The sequence below is a fragment of the Acidobacteriota bacterium genome (assembly GCA_016196035.1).
Classification (GTDB): Bacteria; Acidobacteriota; Blastocatellia; order RBC074; family RBC074; genus JACPYM01.
The window spans coordinates 109,057-133,542 of record JACPYM010000002.1 but is presented as its reverse complement, the minus strand read 5'-3'; the positions used below and the strand labels follow the sequence as shown (position 1 = coordinate 133,542).

The window sequence follows — 24,486 nt, the reverse complement described above, 5'->3', positions numbered from 1 at the left end:
GCTTGCTCAGGTTCCGGCGATTCAGCTAATCGCTGGAACCTGAGGCCGGGAGTTCCGCCTCGCGTGATGCGTCTTAGGCCACGCTTGCGGACAAGCTGGCAGCTTGTCCAACATTGTGCGGCCACTCCTTGTACGGATACGTGAAATTGCCCGCCTTGCTGAACTTCAGCAAGGGATAGCTATACGCCGAAAACGGCGCAGGTTGTTTGTCTGTCTCACGGCAGATGCGCGTGTTGTCGAAGACCGTGTTCCAAACCAGATACGGAATAAACACCTTCAACAAGGTCGCGCCAAACCCGATGGCATTGCCGCGCATGTTGTCGGCCAGCCAATTGTTCACACTCGCGAACGGCTTTTCGAGCGCGGGCAAGTAAATCGGCCCGCCTTTGCCGCGCGCTTGCGAAAGGGCATCGGTCAGTTCTTTGAACGTCTGTGAGCCGGTGCCGGATGACAGGTGATAGATGTTGTGCAGCGGCTTTTCTTTCTGGTGAATCGTGACGATGGATTCGGCGACGAAATCTACGTTGACGATGTCTATCTTGTCCGTCGGGCGAAAGGGCAGCACCGGCAAGCCCGCCAGAAAGACGAACGAGCGCACCATGTCGAATTGCGTTGTCTCGGCGCGACGTGAATCACCGAGGATGATGCTGGGCCGGAAGACCGTGTGCGGCACATCGGGCAGCAATTCGTTGACCATGTGTTCGCAAAACTTTTTGGTGCGCGCATACGGGTCGTAATCGCTACGGTTCCAGTCAATGGATTCGTCTTCGCCGACGGCTTCGTTGCTGCGGTGACCGGCAACGGCGACGGTCGAGACATCGCTGAAGCGGCGCAGGCCGTGCTGGTCTTGGGCGGCGCGGGCTAGCTTGAGCACTTCGAGCGTGCCGCGCAGGTTGGTGTTGAGGCAGACCTTTTCGCTCTTGCGGTTGAGCGAGGCGGCGCAATGGATGATCGAATCGGTCGTGCTGACCAGCCGCTCGTAATCGGCGTCATTCAAGCCGAACTGCGTGCTGGTCAGGTCGCCGCAAAAAATGCTGATGCGCGTTTGCAGGTATTCGTGAAAGCGCGGGAAATCCAGGTGCAGTTGCAATGATTGCCACAGCCGCTGCTCAGCCGCGCGCACGTCTTTGGCACGCACCAGCAGGTTGAGGTGATCCGGGTGTTGTTCAAGCAGGAGCGCCGCCACGTGCGCGCCTACGTAACCGGTCGAGCCGGTCAGGAAAATTGCCATAGCTATTCAGGCGGTGGTTAGCGTCCCGTGCGGAGCCGGTGCGCCGCGCAAAAGTCCTTCCACGCTCAAATCCTCATCAATGTCAGGCCAATGAATGCCGTAGCCGCCCGCGCAAGGCTGCCAATTCTTGCGCTGAGCAACCGTTGCTTGCAGTAAACGCGGATACCAAACGAGCGGCACTGTGATAGTGCGGCCATCCCGCAACCGCACACTTATTTCATTTTTGGTGAAGGAAACGTTCACCACGCGTTCATCCGCCGCCAGCGCTAAAATACCCATTCCAAGCCTCCAAAAATTCAGTTTGATTAAGAGTGACGAGTGCTTGCAACTTGTTCAACTCGCGCGCAGTGAATCCGAAATTGCGAGCCAAGCTGACCGGTTGCAGCCAGAACTTAGCCGATAGGTCGTCACGGTCAATGTGAATATGCGGCGGCTCATTGGGTTCGTGACTGAAGAAGTAGAACCGGTAAGAGCCACTACGTTTAATCGTTGGCATCGTTTTGCCCCAGTCATTTTGCCTTGGTGCTTATTCAGCGCAATGTTGGCTTCCCGGCAAACGGCACTCACTTCGCTGCCAAACTCGGCTCGGATTTGAGCGCTGGCGTTGGCATTTGAAAGGTGCGCAGCGGACGACTTTCGTCCTTTTCGAGCGGGCGGCCTTCGATCAGCGGATACGACCATTTGCGCAGTGCCGGGATGTGGACGTTGATCCAGTAATCCCACCAATCAATCGTGCTGGCGTCATAGCCGAACGCCGCTTGTTCAGCAACAGGAAGCGCGGCGGAAAGAATCTCCACGTTCTTCGCTTCGAAGACGTGGTCGTTATGCAAAATGAAAGGCTCGTACAACTCAATCAATTTCTCGACGCGATCCAGGTCGCGTTCGCTGCGTACCAATGGCGAGCGCCACATCGGCAGCGGCGAAACGATGCGTTGCAGCGCTTTGATCACCTGTTTTTGGCGCGGCGCTGAGAACGATTCGTAGCGTTCTTTCGTCACCGGGATCGAATCAAAATAGAGCTTCAGGCGGTGATCGAAATCATCCTGGGCGCGGTAATACTTGCGGTGCGCCAGGCCGGTTAATTCGATGGAACGGCGCATGTCGCAAGGGTTAATCGCCGAGGTCGCCAGATGATAAAGCGGCGCGTGCCGCCGTTCGATCAGAGCCGCCACGATCAAAATCATACCGCGGCACACCAGATCAACCGGGATGATGTCGAGACATTTCTTTTCATTCGAGGGCAGTTGGCGGAAGAAGGTGCCGAGCAGGTAAGACAACGGCGCTGACGTGTTGACGCCTTCGTTCCAGCCTTTGAATGGATCGTGCGTGGACGTTTCGACAATCGAGGGCCGCACGATGGCAATCGGCAGATCGCTGCCTAACTTGACGATGAGCGATTCGGCGATGCTTTTGGTCAGCGTGTAAGTGTTGGGCCAGCCCAATTCCTTCGCGCGTTTCATCCCGGCTTCGGTCAATTCGTAACGCACCCAGCGTTGGCGCTGTTTGCGGATTTGCGCGGCCAGTTCGGTGTCGCTCAGCTCTTTGCCTTTGGCGCGGACTTGTTGCTTGAGCTGTTCGGTGACTTCTTCGGATTCGCTGCGGGCTTCGATCTCTTTGGCAAGATCGTGCAGCGCGGCGTGTTCGGTGGCGGCGTCGAAATCGGGGATGGCTTTTGGCGAGTAGTTCGGTTTCAACGTCTCATTCACGCGGCCATCACGGAAGCCGACGACATAGCAGGTCGAAAGGTGCAGCAGCGCCGCGTGGTCGCAGGCGCGCACGAAATCCAGCATCTGCACGGTCGCATCCACATTGATTGCCAGTGCCTGGCGCAGATCGGGATTGAAATCGGTCAAGCCGGAACTGTTGACGATGACGTCCAGAGCGCGTTGCAAGCGCAAGCGCGTCGCTTCGTCAAAACCCAGATTTGGCTGGCTGACATCGCCTTCGACGACTTCGACTTTTTCGCTGAGGAAGTCGGGCAGTTTCTCGCCATATTGTTCATAGAATTGGTCGAAGAGCGGCGAGTCCTCGACGACTTTTTCAAAGCGGCGGACGGCGCTGTTGGAACGGTTGCGCCGGATGAGCAAATACACCTTGCCGATTTCGGGCAAATCGCGCAGCAGCTTGGCCAGCCAGACCTTGCCGATGAAACCGGTGAAGCCGATGAGCAAAACATTTTTGCCGGCCAACGATTCTTTCGGCGAAAGCCGGTCGAGTTGCTGATGTGCGTCATAAACGACTGCAGGCGTTGCCAAGGGCGCAAGCGGGCGCGCGGTTGGCATCACGGCGCGCCGCAGCCTTTCAATCGGGTAAGCCAGTTTGGTGGTGAGTTTTTCCTCCGACCAGCGGCCATCGGGTTTGCTGCCGATAAAACGGGCGAGCACTTGGCGCGGGCGGATGACGGGTGTGCGCAAACGTCCGGTGGCTAATTCGTCGCGGAATTCCAGGCGATTGGTTAGCAGATATTTCACGCCCAGGTGTTCAGCGAGCGGGCGCATTACGTGATCCAGACCCTGACTGACCAGAATGATCTTTTCGCCCCGCGCCAGCGCTTCTTTTAGCGATGCCACTCCCTGCGGTTTGAGTTGCGGTTTGACGTGATAGTGGAAGTATTCCTCGCCCAGCAAATCCAGGCGATCCTGGCTGATGCCGCGCAGCAAGGTGTGCAAGCAGCGCGTGGCGAATTTGCGGTTGGCGGCATAGAGCAGCGGTCGCACCAGCGCCGACAGCATCAGGCCGCCGCGCCGCAACCAGCGTTCAGAAAAGCGTTGGGAATTCCAGGTGAAAAAGCCAATCGGGCGGACGGCGCTGAGATTGAGCAGACTGCCTTCGGCGCGCCAGTAAACACCGTCTGTCGGACAGCGCCGGGAAGGCTCCGCCAAAGGGTGGTTCGCCGTGGATGGCGCTAGAACTTGCTGCGGGCATTGACCCGGTGATTTAGAGGATGCGTTCACGTTGATGCTGGCGTCTTGTCTGTGTCTTGCCGGGCGCATAATGCAAAGCCTGCCCAGCGGATTAGCCGTCGAACCTTTGCGCACCTCGGTGTTGGGTCAAAAGCCGTGTGCGATGCCACGTTTATGCCTTGCTTGCTGTCCCGATTGGAATGTTGTTTAGCGTTGTGCCTATGTTGAGGTCTGCGCCTCAATCCGTAACTTGCATGAGACATGAAATCGGAAGTTCAGTCAAATTGGGGTTGTACAGCGGACGGCCAGTCCGCTGGGGGCGCGCAATTCAGAACATGGCAGGGAGATTATCATTTCGGTCAGCGTTCGTTGTGCCCCGCCCGACAGCGAACTGGCCGTCCGCTGTACAAAGAGTAAGTCGCGGCAAAAGTTTAAGTTGCCACGCCGGAAATGACCGGACTATAATCGCGCCCGACTTTCCCGGGCTGCGCCGGCAATTCTCGTCGGCAATTCTCCAAAGTAAGGGCGTGCAGGTATTCTGGCCAGTGGGTTAGCCAGCGTTTGGGCCTGCTTCTGGATTCGTTCAACGCCGATAGTGGCTGCGAACAAGGTGACGGTGGTATGAGACAAGGGAATGGCTTTTCTGAAACGGCTTGGCTGATTTGGCTTTCAGGTGCGGGTTGCGACGGCTGTACCCAAGCATTATTGGGTGCGGCGGAACCCAGCCTGGAAGATTTGCTCCTCGGCAACCTCCCGGACGCGCCGCGGCTCGCGCTGATTCATCCGCAATTCGGCCCGCACTACTTCTCCCAAATGAAAAATCCATCCCGGTCAACGGGGTCGCTGCTGCCCGTTTATGAAAATTACTGGAAGCCGGGCGAGAGCTACGAAACGCTCTTGCGGCGTGCGTCGAGCGGCGAATTGCAACCGTTTCTCTTGGTCTTGGATGGAGCCTTGCACGAAGAACCCGCTGGATTGAACGGGAGCTTTGCGCAAATTGGCGTTGATCGCACGGGCCAGCCGATGACGACGGCGGGGTGGTTGCAATTGCTGGCCCCGCGCGCCGAGGCCGTGCTGGCCGTGGGCAGTTGCGCCAGTTTCGGCGGGCTGCCTGCCGCGCTGTCGTCAGAGACGGTACCGGGCGGCGCGGTCAAAGGCATTGACGACGTTTTGGGCAAGCAGTTTCGCAGCCGGGGCGATTTGCCGGTCGTGCACCTGCCGGGTTGTGCCCCTGTTGGCGAGTGGATGGTGGAAACGCTGCTGTACGTCTTTTTGCACTTGGCGCATCTGGTGCCGCTTGAATTGGATGAGCACCACCGACCCCGCTGGTTATTCAACAAAACGACCTATCCGCTGCCGCCGCGCGCCGATTATCCCCCGGATGTGCCCTACGACGCGGTGCGTCCGGCCAAAGCGGCGTGCCCGGTGCCAGACCAGGGCTGGATGCGCGGTTTGGGTGGTTGCACGCGGGTGGGCGGCGCTTGCATTGCCTGCACCGAGCGCAATTTTGCCGACCATTCTTTGCCGTTCGCGCGGCCTGACGTAGTGGCGGCGTAGCGCCTGACGGGGCCTGGCTGTAAACAACAGCAGGCCTCCATTCATCAAGCGAGCGCTTCGGCGCGGCTTCCGACCAGTAGGGACAGGGGGAAGACTTGGGTTTTCACGAAGCAGTGCTAACCAAAGCAGGAACGGTAAGCGGGTTGGCGTCTGAGCTGCGCTTCGACAACTTGCCCATTCGCAGTGCGGCTGAGGGCGGTTTCTCGCTTTGCGAAGGCGTGTGGCCGGAACCATTCGTGGTGGCCAACGGCGCTGAGCGGCGCGAACAGGCGCGGCTGCGGGCGCAGGTGATTCAGGAACTTCGTCAAAAACAGGAAGTGCAGACCTTTGAAGTTTCTACGCTGACGCAAACCAGCGGCGGATTGGGTCTTTACAGCGTGGTTGATCTGGTGCAGCGCAAAGTCTGGGATGCGCGGCTGAGCATGAACTTGTTGCGCGAATACGAACCGCTGCTGTTGCAGCGTCACCCTTCCGATGCGCCGCATTTTGCGAGCCGGGCCTGTGGGCGTGACAGCGGCGCGCAAACGATTGCCTCAATCATGGCGTTGGAGATGGCTTACGGCGTAGTGCCGCCGCCGCTGGTGGTGCTGCTGCGCAATCTGGGGCAAAGCGCCGAACTGATCGCCAATAACCTCTACAGCCTTTTCATGCTATCGGGGCCGGACTATTCAGAGGCCGTGATGAGCCGCACGAATCCGGCGCTCTGGCGCAAGGCTCAGCAGTCGGCTGCGCCCGGCGCGCTGCTGCACGGGATGCCCACGATTGCCAGCATTATGCTGGGCTTGAATCGCCTGCAAGGGCATTTGCACAGCGAGGCCTGGCAATTGCTGCGCACGGCGCGCGAACTGACGGCCATTCTGTTCGGCAAATACCCGCATCCGACCACGCTGTATCCGGGTGGCATCGGGATTGTGGCGGACAAAGAGCTGTTCACGCAGGTGCTAGGCCGGCTGAATCAATTGGTGGATTTTGCCAAGCGCGTGCTGGCGCTGTGGAATGACCTCATCAATTTCCTGCTCGAAAGCGAACCGCGCTTCAAGCGTCTGGGCCAGACGCGGGCCAACTTGCTGAGCGCCGGGCTGTGGGATAACCCGCAGCATTACGACGCCAGTTATGAAAATTGTAGCGCCTGGGGCGAACACCGTTGGCTGACGCCTGGCGTTGTCATCGGTGGCGCGTTACGGACGACGCGGCTGGCCGAACTCAACCTGGGCGTGGAGGAGTTTGTCGAGCACTCTTATTACCAGCCCTGGGCGGGCGATTATTGTGACGCAGACCCGGCGGGCGCGCCGTTGTCGCCCTATCATCCCTGGAACAAACAGACCCTGCCGCAACCGGCGACGCGCGCCTGGCTGGGGCGTTATTCCTGGTTGACCGCGCCGCGTTGGGATCGCGAAACCGTCGAAACCGGCGCCTTGGCGCAATTGTGGATCACGGCCTTGGCCGACCGGCTGACCAGTGAATTTATCCAGGTGACGCAGCAGGGGCTGGAAATCGAATTGCCGAAATTTCAACTGCCGGCCTTCAAATTTTGCTGGCAGCTTCCGGCGCAACCCAACACATTGGAGCGCGTGCGCGCACGCGCCGCGCAAACGGCTTACACCGCGATGGCGGCCTTTGAAATGTTATTGCAGGGGTTCGATTACTTGCGCCGCCCCGGCAAGCACGAACTTTCTGTGCGTTACCACGTGCCAAAAGCGGCGATGGGTGTGGGTTTTTGGGAAAGCGGACGCGGCCCCGCCTTGCATCATCTATTGATTGCTGAGGGCAAGTTGCTTAACTACCAACTGAGCACGCCGCAAAATTGGCTGGCGTCGCCGCGCGATTGTTACAGCGCGCTGGGCGCCATCGAAGCGGCCTTGCTGAATACGCCCATCCTGGAAGAGTTCACCGAACCGGACGAATTTACCGGCATTGACTTAATGCGGACGATCCGCAGTTTTGATCCGTAAAAAAGATGCTAGATGCTAGATGCTAGATGCTAGGAAGAGGCTCATGGCGGAGAACTCAGGTTTCCTCCGTATCCGGCATCCGGCATCCGCATCCGGCATCCGCATCCGGCATCCGGCATCCGGCATCCGCATCCGGCATCCGGTATCCGGCATCCGGCATCCGGCATCCCGCTTCCGGCATCCCGCTTCCGGCATCCCGCTTCCGTGTCTAGTATCTAGCATCCGCTCTAGCATCTAGCATCTAACATCCAGCATCTTCTTTGAGGAGGTTGCCCATGCGATTGCCCAGTTGGAAATTCAAAAACAACGAGACTGAAATTCAGGACAAGCTGCAACAAGAGACGGCTTGGCCGGATATGTTCGCCAATCTGCAAAGCGCGTATGCCGAACTGACCAATGCGCAATTTGAATTGGAGCGGCGCGCTTCCGAAATCGCCGAGACGCGCGATCTGGTGCAACAGATCATCTCTTCGATGTCGGAGGCGTTATTCCTGACCGACCGCGCGGGCCGCGTCGTGCGCGCCAACCCGGCGGCGGCAGCGCTGTTGGGGTGCAGCGAAGAAGCCATTTTGGGCCGTCTGCTCTCGGTCGTTTGCAACAACGAAGAACTTCCGGCGACGCCCTGGAAGCTGATGGAAATGGCCAATGGCTGGCGCAGCGTCACGCTGGATGTGGATGTGCGGCCACCTGAAGGCACGGTGATTCCGGTCAGTTTCTCGCTGACCTTGATGCACGACAAACAGGACAAAATCACGGGCGTCCTAGCCGTGGCGCGCGATATGCGCCAGCAGCGGCATTTGATTGACAGCCTGGTTTCGGCGCGCACGCGCTTTCAGGAGTTGCTCGAATTTGCGCCGGATGCCATCGTGCTGGCCAATCAGGAAGGCAACATCGTGCTGATCAATTCGCAAACCGAAAAGCTGTTTGGTTACAACCGCGAAGCCCTGCTCGGCCAAAGCGTAGAGTTGTTGGTACCCGAACGCTACCGCAAAAAAACTGGCGAAGAAGCAGCCGCCAGTTCCGGCGCCGACGCTAATCTCAGCGACCTCAGCGCTCTGCTCGAACCCCAGGAAGAGAATCGCAACGCGCTGATTTTGCGCAATGCGGACGAGCGCGCGCAGCAAATCGAATTTTATGTCTTGGATGCGCATGGCCGCGAATTCCTGACCGAGATTACCCAGCGCCCCATCGTCACCGAAGACGGGTTGTTGCTGATGAGCGTCATTCGCGACATCAGCGAGCGGCAGCGCATTCAGCAGGAATTGCACAACAGCGAAGGCCGCCACCGCGCGCTGGCTGAAACGGCGCAAGATGTGATTTTGACGATGGATGCCGACCGCACCATCCGCTTTGTCAATTCCGCCTCGTTGCGCGTCTTCGGTTACCGGCCCGAAGAGTTGATCGGTAAATCGGTCAGCCTGTTATTGCCGCACCACGGCCAAGCCGAAGCCGGACGCCAACCCGTCACCACGGGCAAATTGCGGCAGGCCGAGTCGCGGCAGGAAACGATGGCGGTGCGCAAAGATGGCGGCGAGGTATTGGTCGAAATCTCGAACAGCCAGTTTAAGCAGCAAGGCCAGGTGCTCTATACCGCCTTCATCCGCGACATCACCGAACGCCGCCGCATCGAGGTCAAACTGCGCGAGAGCGAAGAGCGTTATCGCAATGTCGCGCTGACCGCCGCCGAAGCGATCTTTACCGTGGATGACCAGGTGGCGATCCAATTTGCCAATCCGGCGATGACACGGGTGTTTGGCTACACGCCCGAAGAACTGGCCGGCCAACCGCTCACCTTGCTTTTGCCCGCGCAGGAAAAAGGCGATTCCGCCGCTGAACTCAAACACTATTTGACGACCGGCGAAAAGCGCCTCAATTGGAGCCACATCGAAGTGCCCGCCTTGCACAAGGACGGGCACGAAATTCAAATCGAACTCTCCTTCAGCGAATTCAAACGCGAAGAACGCCATTATTTCACCGGCATCATCCGCGACATCACCGAACGCCGCCGGATGGAGCAACAGATTCAGGAAAGCGAAGAGCGTTACCGCAACGTGGCGCTCACTGCCGGCGAAGCCATCGTCACCGTGGATGACGAAGACACGATCCAATTCGCCAATCCCGCCGTGGCGCGCGTGTTCGGCCACGAAGCGCAAGCCTTGCTCGGGCGTAACGTGACTGAGCTGATGCCGACTTACGATCAGCACATTCACAAAGCCACAGCGACCAACGGCACGACCAAGCGCGGCTATGATTGGCAGGGCGTTGAATTACGCGGTTTGCATCGTGACGGGCGCGAGGTCGCCCTGGAAGTCTCTTTCAATGAATTTACACGCGAAGGCAAACGGCTGCGCACGGGCATCATCCGCGACATCAGCGAGCGCAAACTGGCCGAAGAAAAACTGCGCCTGAATATGCGCGCGCTCGAAGCTAGCGCTTTTCCGATTTTGATCGCGGATGCTCAAGCGCCCGACATGCCATTGATCTACGTCAATCCGGCTTTTGAACGCACCACCGGTTACAGCGCCGCCGAAGTGCGCGGCAAGAACTGCCGCTTCTTGCAAGGCGCAGAGCGCGAGCAGCCGGGTTTGGTTGAATTGCGCGCAGCGCTCAACGAAGGGCGCGATTGCACGATTACGCTGCGCAACTATCGCAAAGACGGCACGCTGTTTTGGAATGAACTGACCGTCTCGCCGGTGCGCGATGCGCAGGGCGCGGTGACGCACTTCGTCGGTTTTGAGAACGACATCACGGCCAAGAAAAAGGCCGAACAGGCCGTGCTCGAAGCGACCGCCGTGCAGCGCGCCATCCTCGATTTCGCCAGCTACGCGATCATTGCGACCACGCCCGACGGCGTGATTACGACCTTCAATCCAGCCGCCGAAAAGTTGCTGGGCTATCACGCCGACGAATTGATCGGGCAACAGAGTCTCGTGATCTTGCACGACCCCAGCGAACTGGCCGAACGCGCGCAAACACTGGCGGAGGAGTTGGAGCAGCGCCTCGCGCCGGGCTTTGACGTGTTGGTTGCCAAAGCGCGCTTGCAGCAGTCCAACGAATCCGAATGGACGTACCTGCGCAAAGATGGCGCGCGGCTGCCGGTCAATCTCTCGGTTTCGGCCTTACGCGATGCGCAAGGCGAACTCACCGGCTACCTGGCCATCGCGAATGACATCACCGAGCGCCGCCGCGCCCAGGAACGCTTCACCCGCCAAACCGCCTTGCGGCTGGCGCTTTCAGAAGCGCTGGCCGATGTCACTGCCAGTCCGCAGCAATTGCTCGCCCAGGCGCTGGAAATCGTGGTCGAGAAAATGCAGGTCGAACTGGCGCGTTGTTGGCTGCGCGACGAAAAGAGCGGTGAATTGGACTTGCAGGCCTCGGCGGGAACTACGGTTTTGGCGGCTAGCGCCGTTTCGGTGCCAAGCCAGGCCACGACCGCGCCGGGGCGCATCGGCCAGATCGCGCAGGCGCGCAAACCGCTGCTCTCCAACAGCGCCGTCGGACTGTTTGAACACGGCGACAGCGATTCCGTACTGATCGAACTGGACACGCGCCCCCTGGCGCAAAGTGAGCAGGAATTGGCAGAGCAGGCGGGCTTGAACTCATTCGCCGGGTATCCGTTGTTGGCCGGTGAACGGTTGCTGGGCGTGCTGGCGATCTATGCGCGCCAACCCTTCGACGCGGACGTGCTCAGCGCGCTGGGCGCGGCTTCAGACACGCTGGTGCTCGGACTTGAGCGCCAACGCGCACAGGAAGAGCGCGCTCGCTTGCAAGCGCGCGAAGCCGCCCGCGCCAATCAGCACGCGGCGTTGCGCATCGAAATCAGCAGCGCCCTCAATCAACTGGAAACGACGTTGCCTGAAATGCTGCAAGGTTGCGCCCACGCGGTCGTCAGCCATCTCGACGCGGCTTTTGCGCGTGTCTGGCTGGTCAATGATAGTGGCGACACGCTGGAATTACAGGCCAGCGCGGGGCTTTACACGCACACCGACGGCGCGCATCAATTCGTCCCCCTCGGCCAATTCAAAATCGGGTTGATCGCGGAAGAGAAAATGCCGCATCTGACAAACGACGTTCTGAACGATCCGCGCGTCGGCGACAAAGAATGGGCCGCGCGTGAAGGCTTATCCGCATTTGCCGGGTATCCGTTACTTTCGCAAGGCAAGTTGCTGGGCGTGCTGGCGATGTTTGCCAGGCACGAACTCAAACCGGACACGCTCAATGCCTTGGCCGCCGTCGCCGATCAAATCGTTCTGGGCGTCGAGCGGCGCAAGGCTGAAGCAGCCCGTGCCGCGCTACTCGCCAATGAACAAGCCGCGCGCCGCGAAGCCGAAGAAGCCAGCCGGTTGAAAGACGATTTCCTGGCCATGATTTCGCACGAATTGCGCGCGCCACTCACGGCCATTCTAGGCTGGGCGCAAATGTTGCGTGCCGGAACAATGGATCGCACGGCTGCTGAGCGCGCTTTGGCGACCATCGAACGCAATGCCAAATCGCAAGCCCACCTGGTGGGAGACCTGCTCGACGCCTCGCGCATCGCCACCGGCAAGCTGCGCCTGGATAAAAAGCCTTGCGAATTGCGCGAGTTGATTGACGCGGCCATTGACGCCATCAGGCCCTCGGTCGAAGCCAAGAGCCTGCGCTTACAAGTGGTGATGGAACCCTGGGTTGGTCCCTTTGAAGGCGACCCGGAGCGCATGAAACAGATCGTTTGGAACCTGCTTTCAAATGCAGTCAAGTTTACCCCACCCGCCGGCCTGATTGAAGTTCGACTGGAAAAAATGGAAGACCGCGCTTTGCTCATCGTGAGCGATACGGGCCAGGGCATCGAACCTGAATTTCTCCCCTATGTTTTCGAGCGCTTCCGGCAATCCGACAGCTCAACCAAGCGCCAGCATGGTGGTTTAGGATTGGGCTTGGCGATTGTCAAATCGCTGGTCGAAATGCATGGCGGCGCGATTTACGCCTACAGCGCGGGGAAAGACCAAGGCACAGACTTTATGGTGACCTTGCCGCTGGCGACACCGAATGCCGAAACGACCGCGCAGGAACTCTGGGCGCCCAATGCTGAGACGCTTGAATTGCGCGGGGGGGGCAGTTTGCGCGGTGTGCGTGTGCTGGTAGTGGATGATGAGCGCGATACGCGTGAGATTCTCTCGGTAATGCTGGGCCGCTTCGGCGCCGAAGTTCGCACGGGCGGCTCCGTCGCCGAAGGGTTGCGCACCCTGAAATCATGGCGGCCCGATCTCCTGGTTTCGGACATCGGCATGCCTGTCGAAGATGGTTACGTCTTCATCACTAAACTGCGCGCCCTTGCTGCCGAAGAAGGCGGTGCAACGCCCGCCCTTGCGCTCACTGCCTTTGCCAGCAGCCAGGATCGTCAGAAAGCGCTTGAAAGCGGCTTCCAGGTACATTTGGCGAAGCCGATTGAGCCGGTCGAATTGGCGCGCATGGTCGCGCGTACCTTGGGCCGGAGTGAGGCTGGCATCGAATTGTAGCGTGGTTTTTTTCAAGGGCTCAAGCTTGCAATAAGACCCGCGTGCAAAAGAAATTTTCCGCGGCTGGCAACTTTAGTGATGGGGAATTGCTCTGAGCGCGTGCCAATGGCTGAGTAGTGCCTAACAAAAATTCCCCCTGCGGCACCGGACGATAATTTTAAGTTTGAAAAAGATATGCTTCTGCGCTAATCTGCGCGCGCCCCTAAAGTAGTAACGCCTCTTGCATCCCCGTGCCCCTTAGTTCCTGACCTTTGATCAGGTCATCTTCTGGAGGAAGAAACGTGAATAACAAACTCCGACGATTAGCAGTTATCGTCTTGGGGTTGGCACTGTGCAGCTTTGGCGCTCCTTTGCCCTCACCAACCTTTGCAGGGACTGCTCCGAAAGCAATTGCTGAAAAAGGAGACGAGACGAATCTGAAAGGGCAGTTAACCGTCAACGGCTCGGTCACTTTGAATGGCAAGCGCGCGATTACCGGTACCACGGTCTTGAGTGATAGCCGCATCAGTGTGGCTTGCACGTCAGGCAATAGTGCCACGGTTAATCTGGGCAAGCTCGGTCACATTGAATTGTCGCCGGGCGCGCAAATGGTCGTGCGTTTTTCTGACGGCTTAATCAGTGGTGAATTGCTGACTGGCAATGCCGTAGTCAATAACACGGCTGGGGTAAAGGTCGCGATTACGACCCCTGCCGGGATGTCTGGTGCGGATGGCAAAGAGCCTGCCACCTTAGCGGTCAATTCTCAAAAAGGAAGCCGTTGTAATCCGTTGGTTGCCAAAGGCAGTGGCGGCGGCGGTGGCGGCTCCTTGGGCGCGGGGGCAATCGCCGCCTTGTTGGCGGGTGCGGGTGGTGCTGCAATTGCTACCGGTGTTGCCGTCTCGCAGAAAGATTTTCCTGCTTCTGTAACGCTTCCGTAAGATTTTAGGTGCTAGTAAGCGCGTCGAGGCTGGTGCAAAGTTTTCAGGTTTGGCTTATTTCCAAGCGGCTGATTGGCTTTGCACTAGGCTCAGTACGCGCGGGGACGGCTCATCAAATATCAACCGGCACATAATTCCCCGTAGACCTTTCACATCGCCGTTCCAACTACCGAAGCTGTCCAATTAAAAGGACGGCGCCACAAACTGAAAATAATAAATATTTGATGAGCCACTGTGGGCGGAGAGAAGGGCGTTTACCTTCGCACACAAGAGAATGGTGCTTTGCTGGCTGAATCAGACACGGCCAGCCGCCGGTTTTCGCATAATTTAGTGACGAGACAGTTATCATCAAGCCGTTGCCTTACCCGTTTTTCCTCACCTTGGGTAATGATAAGGTTATTCACGTGATACTTTTTTATAAGCTTGATCGGCCTGCCGCAAAGCTTACGTTGTTGTTGCCAGTCTTCTTGGTGAGCGGTTTAATGCTCAGTCTGATCCGGGCACATTTCATCGTGCGGCAGTTATCCGATGTCCGGTTCACCTTTGAGGCTAGTGTTTATGCCGCTGCTTTAGGCACTTGGCCGCATTCGGCCCGGTTGAACCTGGGGATGGCGAAAGCCTTGATTCGCGACAAAACCGATTTTGCCGCCGCGCTCCCCTATGCCGAGCAGGCCGTGAAACTGATCCCTCATAATGACGCCGCCTGGCAGATATTGGGGCAAGCGCAGGAAGGCGTGGGTGAAGCGGCTGCGGCGGAAAAGTCCTTGCAGCGTGCGGTCGCATTGGCGCCCCGCAACAGCGATGCAAATTGGGCGTTGGCGAATTTGCTTGTTCGCTTGGATAGGGTTGAAGAGTCTGTGCCAGCCTTTGCTCGAGCAGGTGAGCTAAATGCGAGCCTTTATCCGCTGGCTTTTGACTTATTGTGGCAGGTCGGAGGTAAAAGACTGGCCTTGCTGCACGCAGTGACCGGCACGAAGTTTGAAGCGCAGATGGCGCTGCTGCAATTTTTTGCCGAACAGGATTTGTTTGCCGAGGCCGCAACACTGTTCAAAACGCTTGATCGGCACAAAGCCGCACTTGATCCGCAATGCGCACAGTTCATCAATACCTTGATCGCGCGCAAACAAACTGCCTTGGCGCGTATGGTCTGGCTTGATTTGATTGGCGCTGCAAAGCCGAATGCGGGCAATTTGCTTTGGAACGGAGACTTCGAGTTGCCGCCGGTGGCGAAGTCGTTAAGCCAATTCGATTGGTATTTGGGTGAGAGCAAATTCGCGCGCTTTGGCATTGATGCCGAGCATGGCCGGGGCGGCTCAAGAGCCTTAAAAGTGATCTTTCTCGGACGTGATACCACTACGCTCAATGGTGAAACTTTTCAGTTAGCGGCCGTCAGGCCGGGTGTACAATACCATCTCGAATGTTATGCCAAAGTTGAGCAGTTGGTGACGCCTGAAGGGCCGCGCTTGGCGGTGCGCAATGCGGGCAGCATTCTGGCGACGTCGGCCCCAGTCGAACCGGGCCAAAAAGACTGGCAGCATTTGCAGTTTGAATTTACGGCACCGCTGGACAGTGCAGGGGTCAATATCGCTTTGGTACGTATTCCTAAATACGCCTATGACGATCCGACGAGCGGGGCGATTTGGTTGGATGATTTCGTGCTGCGTGAACAGTAGTTTTGTAGTTCAGGAATTTCTCTTTGACCTGTCGCCGCTGTGATTGGGCGCGGGCTGCAATCAACCCATGGGTGCCGCCTTGGATAAGATTATCTCTGCCGGATTGATCGTGCTGCTGGTTTTTACAGCCTTGGCGTTTGGGACTGTCGAACCCTGGTCGGTGGCGCTCTTTGAATTGGCGGTTACGATTTTGCTGATACTCTGGGCTGTCAAGGCTGTACTCGATCAGCAATTGGTTGTGTTGGTGCCGGCGCTCTGTTGGCCCGTTTTCGCCCTGCTCCTGGTTGGCTTGGCGCAAAGTGTGGCGGTGACGGAAGCGGATGGGCAAATCCGCAGCCTGTCGGCGGATGTCGAAGCGACCCGCTTGCGCGTGCTCTTACTCGGTTGTTTGTTAGCGGCGATGTTGCTGGCGGCGAACTTTTTGACGAAACGCGAGCGGATTGAAGCGGTGGGCCGGTTTCTGGCATTTTATGGTTTGCTATTTGCAGTTTTTGGGTTGGCGCAACATTTTTCCTGGAATGGCAAGTTTTTTTGGTTCATCGAACCGACGTTCCCAAAAGAGGGAGTCTTCGGGCCGTTTGTGAATCGGAACCATTTTGCCGGTTATGTCGAGATGCTGATGCCCATCCCGCTGGCCATGGTGTTGCTCAAAAGCGTGCGCCGGGACGCGCGGCTCTTTTATGGATTTGCCGCTGTGGTGATGGGCGTGGCGGCGGTCATTTCGCTTTCCCGGGGCGGCTTAATCAGCATGTTCAGCAGTGTGCTTTTTGCCCTGGCGGTGAGTTTATGGGTCGCGCAAAAAAGGCGTGTCCGTGCCGGGCAACCTGTGCTGCATCAACGCGCCTTGTTGCTCTCGCGGGTGAGCGTCGGGGTTTTGGTGCTCGTGACTATCCTGGGCGGGATTTTCTGGGTGGGCGTTGATCCGGTGCTGGATCGTCTGGCGAAAAGTCGGGTATCGGGTGAAGCCGGGCAGGGCGTACAGACCTTGTATTCCAGTCGCGGCGTCATCTGGGATGGAACCTTGAAATTGATCGCCGCCAATCCGGTGCTGGGTGTTGGCTTGGGCGCGTATCAAACGGCCTTTCCGCAGTTCACGAACTGGGATAGCGCATATCTGCCAGTGGCCGAAGCTCACAACGATTATTTGCAAGTGCTGGCAGATGCCGGGTTGGTTGGCGGTGGTTTGGCGCTTTGGTTTTTGATCGTTTTCTTTCGCAGCTTTTTCCGTGGGGTGCAACATCCCGATCCGGCGTTGGCTGCGTTGGTGTTGGGTGCCGGGAGTGGTGTTTTTGCAATGTTGGTGCATAGTTTCTTTGATTTCAATTTGCAGTTACCTTCGAATTCGCTGTTGTTTTTGTTGCTCGCTGCCTTTGTCTCTGTCATTGGCACCCCGGCGCGCAGCCAGAAGACGGCAAAAACAATTTGATTCAGCAGCGTCGCTGGCCCCGCGCGTCCGTTCTCGGATAAATGCTGAATCCCTCCACCTCACAAGGAGGTCGTGGTTATGAAGCAGTTTGGCTCTTTAAGGGAAATAGAATTGTTCTTTGATCGGCAATGGTCGTTTGGGCGCTTGACGCTGCGGTTTGTGGCGCTGCTGGCTGTGGCAAGCTGTTTGGGTTTGCCGGCCTGGGCGCAACAACGCGCGCCCGCGACGACCAAACGGTTCGATCCGCCTCCCACTTCAAACGGCGGCGGTGGCGGCAATGCGCGCGGGCCGGAAGTGATTATGCTCTCCAATGAAGACTATCGGATGGCCGCCAAGGATGTCATCGAAGTCACCATCGAAGACGCGCCCGAACTGTCGCGCAACTTTCAGATCAATGCCGCCGGCATGATCCTGATGGGACATTTGGGGCAGATCAAGGTGGCGGGCCTGACGACCGAAGAGTTGTCGAAGCAAGTCGCGGATGGCTTGCGCGGGCGTTATCTCAAAGACCCCAAAGTCAGCGTCGTCGTCAAGCAATACAACAGCCGTAGCTTTTTCATCCAGGGGGCTGTCCGCGCGCCGGGCGTTTACATGATCGAAGGCCGCCCGACCCTGTTCCGCTTGCTGACCATTGCCGGTGGCTTGCAGGACAATCATGGCTCGACCGCCTTTGTCATTCGCGAAAAGAAGGGTGCAGGCGCGAAGACGGAACCGGCTGCGGCGAACGCGAATGGTAATGCCGCCGGGATCAAGGCCGAGGTCAACAGCGATGAGGCCGACACGCAAGTCGAACTGATTACCGCCCAGATCAGCGGCCTGTTTCGCGGCCAGTTTGAGCAAAACATTTTGATTGAGCCGGGCGATGTGGTGACGGTGCCGGTGATTGATGTCTTTTACGTGGCGGGCGAAGTGAATGCGCCCGGCTCGTACCCCTTGAAAGAAGGCACGACCTTGCGCCAAGCCGTGGCGCTCGCCCAAGGCACGCTCTTCAAAGCCGCCTCCAACCGCGCCGTGATCTTTCGCGACGACCCCGCTACCGGAGGCCGCAAAGAAATCCCCGTAGATGTCAACGCAGTCATGACGGGCAAATCGAAAGAGGACCCGGTGATCTTAGCCAACGACATCATTATGATCCCCAACAGTCGTGTGAAATCGGTAAGTCAGGCGTTGCTGCAAGCGCTCGGCACCAACTCTATGCGGCTGCCTACGCGCTTCTAAAATCGCTACGCGGGACAGGGGGTGCCAGCTTGTCCCGCCACCAAGTAACAGACTGTTATTCCAGGTAAAGTTATGTCTGAAGAAAGTAAGGGTCTGGAGAAGTTTGAACCACAAGACGAGTCTTTGTTGGCGCGTCCGGTCACGGCAACCCGGCTCAGCAGCTTGAACGACGAATACGGCTACAACAGTTTTACCGAAACCGTCCATGCCGAAGGGTTGCACGCGCGCGAATTGGCGCGCATCTTGCGCAAACGGAAATGGCTGGTGCTGGCCGTCGTCGCGATCATTACCTCGCTCGTCACCATCGAGATTCATCGCACGCCTTCCACCTATCAAGCCGCCGCCCAGATCGAAGTCACCAAGGACATTGGCGCGACCACCGTCAGCACCAAAGATTTCGTGGTGCAAAGCGATGACGCCGACAACATCAACACCAAATTGGTCGTTATCAAGAGCCGTCCTTTGCTGGAAGATGTCGTGGTCAATTTGAAGCTCGATCAAAATCCAAACTTCCTCAACGCCACGCGCAAACGTTCCGTGACCGAAGCGATGGCGGACATTCTGCATAAAATGACGGGGGGCGCGTTTGGCGCGCCGCTGCCCGCGCCGGTGCAAAGCAAGCCTACGCTCACCGAGCGCAGTGAAGAGGAAAGCGCGCGGCTGTCGCCGTATGTCAACACGCTTAAGAACACGCTCAATGTTTCCGCGCTCAAAGACACGCGGGTGATCGAAATCGCCTATAACCACAGCGACCCGCAACTGGCTGCCGCCATCGTCAACAGCGTGGCGAACAATTTCATTGACCGCAGTTTCGAGCGCAAAACCCAGCGTTTTAGCGACACCTCTGAATGGCTGAAGCGTTCTACCGCTGAACTCAAGGCCCAAGTGGAAAAGGCCACGCAAGCCCTGGCCGATTACACCAAGGCGCGGGGCATCTTTACGACCGAAGGCAAAGAGTCGCTGCCCGCCGAGAAGCTTTCCGAATTACACAGTCAGGTGATGAAAGCCGAGACGGAGCGGATGTTGAAACAATCCGTTTACGAAGAAGTCAAACAGGGCCGCGTCGCCCAGTTGCCCGATTCATTCTCTGATCCGCAAACCGGCAAATTGCAGGAAGAGTTAGGCAAACTCGAAGTCCAATCCTCGGAGTTAAGCGTCAAGTACGGCCCCGAAAATCCGCGTGTTGCCGAGGTGCAGCAAAAGATTCAAACCCTGAAATCCCAGGTGAAAGATACGCGTGGCACGCTGGCCGAAAAGCTCAGGGCCGATTACGAGCGTTCCGTGCGTGATGAACTCTCGCTCAAAAACGCCCTGGCCAAGGCCAAGTCCGAAGCGGTCGAGCAAAACCAGAATTCGATTCAATACGACATTCTGAAATCTCAGGTGGATACGGCCAAGCAGCTTTATACCGACTTTTTGAACAAGACGAATCAAGCCAACCTGGCCGTCGCTGAGCAACACAATAACCTGCGCATGATCGAACCGGCGGAAGTGCCGGCTTCGCCGATTGGCCCGCAACGGTTGCGCACGATTCTGCTGGGCTTCCTGGTGAGTCTGGCGATTGGGATGGGGTTGGCCTTCTTCCTCGAATATCTGGACAACACCGTGAAAAGCGTCGAGGACGTGCATCGCATCGCGGGGTTGCCCACGCTGGCGGTCATTCCGGCCATCAGTGATTCGTCCGCGCGTGCCATGAAGCTGGCCAGCCGCAAGCAATTGTCCGCCAAGACCGGCGCGCTGGCTGCGGAAGGTGATGGCACAGGCACCTTGATTCCCGTGACTGGCGAAGGCGCCAGTGAAGCCATGCGCGCGCAAGTGAAGCCCGTCGTCCCAGGCGATCATGTCGCTTCGGTGATGGAGGCCTATCGCATGTTGCGCACCTCGGTGTTGCTTTCCACAGCGGGCAATCCGCCCAAAACGATCCTGTTCACCAGCAGCCAGCCCGGCGATGGTAAGACGACGACTTCGGTCAATACGGCGATTTCGCTGGCGCAACTCGGTTCGACGGTTTTGCTGATAGATGCCGATCTGCGGCGTCCGTCGGTGCACCGCGCGCTGCGTGTGGACAAATCGGTGGGGCTTTCCAGCTTTCTCTCGTCGGGCCGGGTGGCGTTGGATGAAGTAGTGCAGCATTCGCGCGTGCCCAAATTGGATGTGTTGACATGTGGGCCGATCCCGCCCAACCCGGCGGAACTGGTTGCTTCGGAGCGCATGCGCAGTTTGTTGCAAGAGGCGGCGGCTCGTTATGAACACGTGATCATTGATTCGCCGCCCCTGATGCATGTGACCGATCCGGTGATTCTTTCGACGATGGTGGATGGCGTCATTCTGGTCGTCCAATCCGGTCGCAGCACACGGGACATCGTGCGCCGCGCCCGGCAGGAACTGGTCAATGTGGGCGCCAAGGTGTTTGGCGTGGTCTTGAATAACTTCGATATGAAGCGGGAAGGGTACAGCAACGACTATTCTTATTACCGCAGCGTGGAAGAGCGGATCGAAGCGGGCCGGGCACGCGGCTGAACCTCTCAGCAGGCTCGGATGGGATGACAATTCGGCATGGTGCAAGGGTGATTGGGTGAGGATGAAACCTGGATCACCCTTTTGTTTTCACAGCCGGTCTGGCTGGCAAAGGACTGCATGCCATTACCAATCGCTCATGGAATCGTGGGCGCAAGCGTCATTTTAGCCAGTCGGGAACCGCGCGCCGGCGGACGGTTGGGCAAGGCCCTGGCGCTGGGCGCGGTGCTGGGGATTTTGCCGGATGTGGATTTGGTTTTTGCCTGGGTGCTGGGCTGGGGAGTTGCCGTACACGGCGGCCCGACACATTCAGCCTTCTTTGCGGTTGGTGTAGGGTTGCTGGTGGCGGGTTGGCAGCGGCACGGACGCGCCTGGCGCGCGCGCGAGGTCTGGCTCTTGAGCGGCGCGACGTTCTCGCACGGTGTGTTGGACATGCTGGTGCGCAAAGATTTTGGCGGTGCGGCCTTGTACTGGCCTTTCTCGGATGAGAAATTGCGCTTTGGCTTATTCGACTATTTCGCGTTTTATCCGGGCAGCGAGCCAATCAATACCGTCTTGCGGCGGGGGCTGGAAATCAGCCTGTATGAGGTTTTGATTTTCACGCCGTGGCTGGCGCTGGCGGCGTTATGTTACGCCCTGCGCCTGCGGCAAGCCCGGCGTTGGGTCAGGCGGGCGGATTAAGGCATTGTTCAAAAGATAAATTGTTCATTGTTCATTTGTCATTGCGGAAGGTGCTGTCAGGCAATGACAAATGAACAATGACAAATGAACAATGAACAATGAACAATGCGTCCCATGCCACGCAGCGCTGCCTGGCTCAAACGATCAAGTTAAGAGCCTGAGCAATACAGATTGTTTTGAGAGATTGTTTGCTGACAGGCGGTCTGACTGATGAGCCGTTTCGTCATACACACATAATACGTACTTGGTGCAGGGAAGATTGAGCTGTCCCTAACAGAGGCGGCGGACTGAAGAGACTTGGATGGTGCCCGGTCTTTGCCAGCAGTGTACTGCACATCCGAATTTTGCAAGGCAATTGGGAGGGAATGATGTCGGAAGAGAATCGCAACCCGGAGCAGGTGTCTGACCGCAACTCCACTTCACAGGAGTTGATGCGCCTGAACCCGGCCTATCTTCCGGGCGCGCTCACGGGGTTGATGGCGAATGGTATGGGTGACGCCAACGGTTTGCCGCAGACAGGCGCGGGCGCGGACAGCCTCAACTTCCGAGAGATCTGGCGTAAGGTGCGCAAACGCAAATGGCTGATCCTGACGGTGCTGTTTATTGCCACGCTGATTGTCACCCTGGAATCTTTCCGCGTTAAATCCACCTACCAGGCGACGGCCAAGGTGGCCGTCGCCAAAGACACAGCCACCTTTCTCAAAGAGAATAACGTGCTCGTGCAGGCCGACGATACCGACAAGATCAAAACCGAAATGCTGTTGCTGACGACTTACCCGCTGAAAGAGGAGGTCGTCCGGCGTTTGAAGCTGGAGTCGCAACCGCATTTTATGGACGTAGAGCAGAAAAAGACCTTTGCCGAAGCCTTAAAAACAATTTTGGCCAAACTGCGCCGCCCGCTCGAACAGCCCAGTTATTTGCCGCCGGTCAACCCCATCCAACTGAACGAAGACCAACTCGCGCCCCCGACGCCGCAGGAAAGCGCCAGGCTGGAACCGTATGTCGAAGTGCTGAGCCGCTCCTTGTACGTAGATCAAATTCCCGAGACGCGCGCCTTGCTGATTACGTACACGCATACCGACCCCTTGATCGCCGCCGCTGTCGCCAACGGCGCGGCGCAGGTGTTATTGAATCGCAGCTTCGAGGCCAAGACCTCGCGCTTTAATAAATCGGCTGGCTGGTTGGACGAAACGACGCGCAAGTTGCAAACGCAGGTGCAACAATCCGAACAGGCGTTGGCTGATTACAGCCGCGTCAACAATATCTTTTCGACCGAAGGCAAAGAGACGCTGACCAGCGACAAGCTCACCAAATTGCACGACGAGTCGCTCAAGGCCGAAACCGACCGGATGCTCAAACAATCGCTTTACGAAGAGGTCAAGCAAGGGCGCGTCGCCCGCCTGCCCGACGCCTTTTCCGATCCGAAGACCAATACCCTGCAAGCCAAGCTCGGCGAGTTGCAGGTGCAAGCCGCGCAATTGAATGTCAAATTCGGCCCTGAGAATCCCAAGGTGGCCGAAGTTACACAACAGATTGCCGCACTGGAAAAGTTGTTGTCCGAGACGCGCCGCAAGCTGGAAGACAAGTTGCGCGCCGATTATGAACGCGCCGTGCGCGACGAACAGGGATTGAAGACCTCGCTCAACAAAGCCAAAAGCGAGGCCGTGCAGCAAAATCAGGCCGCGATTCAGTTCAACATTCTCAAACAGCGCGTAGACACGGCCAAAGCGCTTTACAACGATTTCCTTTCCAAAACCAATCAAGCCAATTTCCAACTGGCGGAGCAAAGCCCCGATTTGCGCATCATCGAACCCGCGCGCATTCCCAATGGCGCCGTCGGCCCGCGCCGCGCTCGTTCGATCTTGATTGGCATGTTTTTGAGCCTGTTTGCCGGGATCGGTCTGGCCTTGTTGTTAGAGTACCTCGACAACACCGTCAAGAATGTCGAAGACGTGTTGCGCGCCGCGCAATTGCCGACCCTGGCGATGATTCCAGCGGTTAGTCAGAGCGCGATGCGGATGCTGAGTTCCAAACGCAAAGAGGCCGTCACCGGAGTCCTCAATGAATCGGCGGCTGAGGCTGACGGGATCGCCGCGCTGGCCCCGCGCGGTTTGCAACCCCTCGAAGGCGAGGCATTGGCCACCTTGGATGGATTGTCTTCCGTGGTTGAAGCCTATCGTATGTTGCGCACGGCGGTGTTGCTCTCTTCGGCGGGCAATCCGCCCAAAACAATTTTGATCACCAGCAGCCAGCCTGCCGAAGGCAAGACGACCACGGCCATCAACACGGCAATTTCGTTGGCCAATCTGGGCGTTTCGGTTTTGCTCATTGACGGCGATTTGCGCCGCCCCGCGATTCACCGGCAATTCAAGCTCAATCAAACACGTGGCCTTTCGACTTACTTGTCGAGCAATGTGCCGTTGGATTCGGTGATCCAACAATTGCCGATTCCGCATTTGACCCTGCTGCCTTGCGGGCCGATTCCGCCGAATCCGGCGGAACTGATTGCGTCAGAGCGCATGCGCGAACTGATTCGCACGGCGGCCAAAGAGTACGACCACATTCTGATTGACTCGCCGCCATTGATGAATGTGACCGATCCTGCCATTCTGTCCACCCTCGTGGACGGCGTTATTCTGGTGGTGCAAGCGGGCCGTTCCACGCGCGAGATCGTGCGCCGGGCCAAGCAGGATTTACGCAGTGTCGGCGCGAAAATTTTTGGCGTGGTACTCAATAACGTAGATTTGAAACGCGAGGGATATTACGATTACTACTATTATCGTTATCATTCAAATTACGGAAGCCAAAGCAAAGACATTGGGTTGGGCAAGGCTGGGGTAGGCGATTAGTTCGTCGAACCATAGCTTTTAAGAAAAAGAATTTCCGAAAAGTCCCAAAGGGGCGACCAGCCAACAG

The 24,486-nt window shown here is 57.7% G+C and carries 14 protein-coding genes; 10 read left to right on the top strand and 4 right to left on the bottom strand.

All coding sequences use genetic code 11. The features are described from left to right. Positions 1 to 73: 73 nt before the first annotated feature. From HY011_00625 to HY011_00610, 4 genes are all read right to left on the bottom strand, one after another. Complete coding sequence (locus HY011_00625) at positions 74 to 1,231, bottom strand: SDR family oxidoreductase (protein ID MBI3421431.1); 1,158 nt, start codon at positions 1,229 to 1,231, stop codon at positions 74 to 76. Positions 1,232 to 1,237: 6 nt separating this feature from the next. Next, on the bottom strand, positions 1,238 to 1,510 hold the full coding sequence (locus HY011_00620) for a DUF2442 domain-containing protein (GenBank protein ID MBI3421430.1): 273 nt from the start codon (positions 1,508 to 1,510) through the stop codon (positions 1,238 to 1,240). Continuing rightward, positions 1,482 to 1,727, bottom strand: a complete 246-nt coding sequence (locus tag HY011_00615) for a DUF4160 domain-containing protein (GenBank protein ID MBI3421429.1) — start codon at positions 1,725 to 1,727, stop codon at positions 1,482 to 1,484. The genes HY011_00620 and HY011_00615 overlap by 29 nt, the downstream gene beginning before the upstream one ends. 67 nt (positions 1,728 to 1,794) lie before the next feature. Next, positions 1,795 to 4,113 (bottom strand): SDR family oxidoreductase, encoded by a 2,319-nt coding sequence (locus HY011_00610; protein ID MBI3421428.1) that lies wholly within the window; start codon positions 4,111 to 4,113, stop codon positions 1,795 to 1,797. 642 nt (positions 4,114 to 4,755) lie between these two features. Here HY011_00610 and HY011_00605 point away from each other — a divergent pair. The 10 genes from HY011_00605 (at position 4,756) to HY011_00560 (ending at position 24,419) form a co-directional block, all read left to right on the top strand. Continuing rightward, a complete protein-coding gene (locus tag HY011_00605; protein MBI3421427.1) occupies positions 4,756 to 5,691 on the top strand; it encodes a hypothetical protein in 936 nt (311 codons plus the stop codon). Positions 5,692 to 5,834: 143 nt separating this feature from the next. Continuing rightward, positions 5,835 to 7,643 carry a nickel-dependent hydrogenase large subunit gene (locus tag HY011_00600; protein MBI3421426.1) on the top strand — a complete coding sequence of 603 codons (1,809 nt, stop codon included), beginning with the start codon at positions 5,835 to 5,837 and terminating at the stop codon, positions 7,641 to 7,643. Between the two features lie 275 nt (positions 7,644 to 7,918). Further along, positions 7,919 to 13,138, top strand: a complete 5,220-nt coding sequence (locus HY011_00595; GenBank protein MBI3421425.1) for a PAS domain S-box protein — start codon at positions 7,919 to 7,921, stop codon at positions 13,136 to 13,138. A gap of 281 nt (positions 13,139 to 13,419) precedes the next feature. Continuing rightward, positions 13,420 to 14,055: a hypothetical protein gene (locus tag HY011_00590; protein MBI3421424.1), complete on the top strand. Its 636-nt coding sequence runs from the start codon at positions 13,420 to 13,422 to the stop codon at positions 14,053 to 14,055. Positions 14,056 to 14,537: 482 nt separating this feature from the next. Next, positions 14,538 to 15,728: a hypothetical protein gene (locus HY011_00585; GenBank protein ID MBI3421423.1), complete on the top strand. Its 1,191-nt coding sequence runs from the start codon at positions 14,538 to 14,540 to the stop codon at positions 15,726 to 15,728. A 67-nt stretch (positions 15,729 to 15,795) separates the two neighbouring features. After that, positions 15,796 to 17,154 (top strand): O-antigen ligase family protein, encoded by a 1,359-nt coding sequence (locus tag HY011_00580; GenBank protein ID MBI3421422.1) that lies wholly within the window; start codon positions 15,796 to 15,798, stop codon positions 17,152 to 17,154. Positions 17,155 to 17,232: 78 nt separating this feature from the next. After that, positions 17,233 to 18,372: a polysaccharide biosynthesis/export family protein gene (locus HY011_00575; GenBank protein ID MBI3421421.1), complete on the top strand. Its 1,140-nt coding sequence runs from the start codon at positions 17,233 to 17,235 to the stop codon at positions 18,370 to 18,372. Positions 18,373 to 18,444: 72 nt separating this feature from the next. Next, positions 18,445 to 20,892 carry a polysaccharide biosynthesis tyrosine autokinase gene (locus tag HY011_00570; GenBank protein ID MBI3421420.1) on the top strand — a complete coding sequence of 816 codons (2,448 nt, stop codon included), beginning with the start codon at positions 18,445 to 18,447 and terminating at the stop codon, positions 20,890 to 20,892. A gap of 117 nt (positions 20,893 to 21,009) precedes the next feature. After that, positions 21,010 to 21,570 carry a metal-dependent hydrolase gene (locus HY011_00565; protein MBI3421419.1) on the top strand — a complete coding sequence of 187 codons (561 nt, stop codon included), beginning with the start codon at positions 21,010 to 21,012 and terminating at the stop codon, positions 21,568 to 21,570. A 365-nt stretch (positions 21,571 to 21,935) separates the two neighbouring features. After that, entirely contained in the window at positions 21,936 to 24,419 is a 2,484-nt protein-coding gene (locus tag HY011_00560) for a polysaccharide biosynthesis tyrosine autokinase (GenBank protein MBI3421418.1), read from the top strand. Positions 24,420 to 24,486 lie beyond the last annotated feature (67 nt).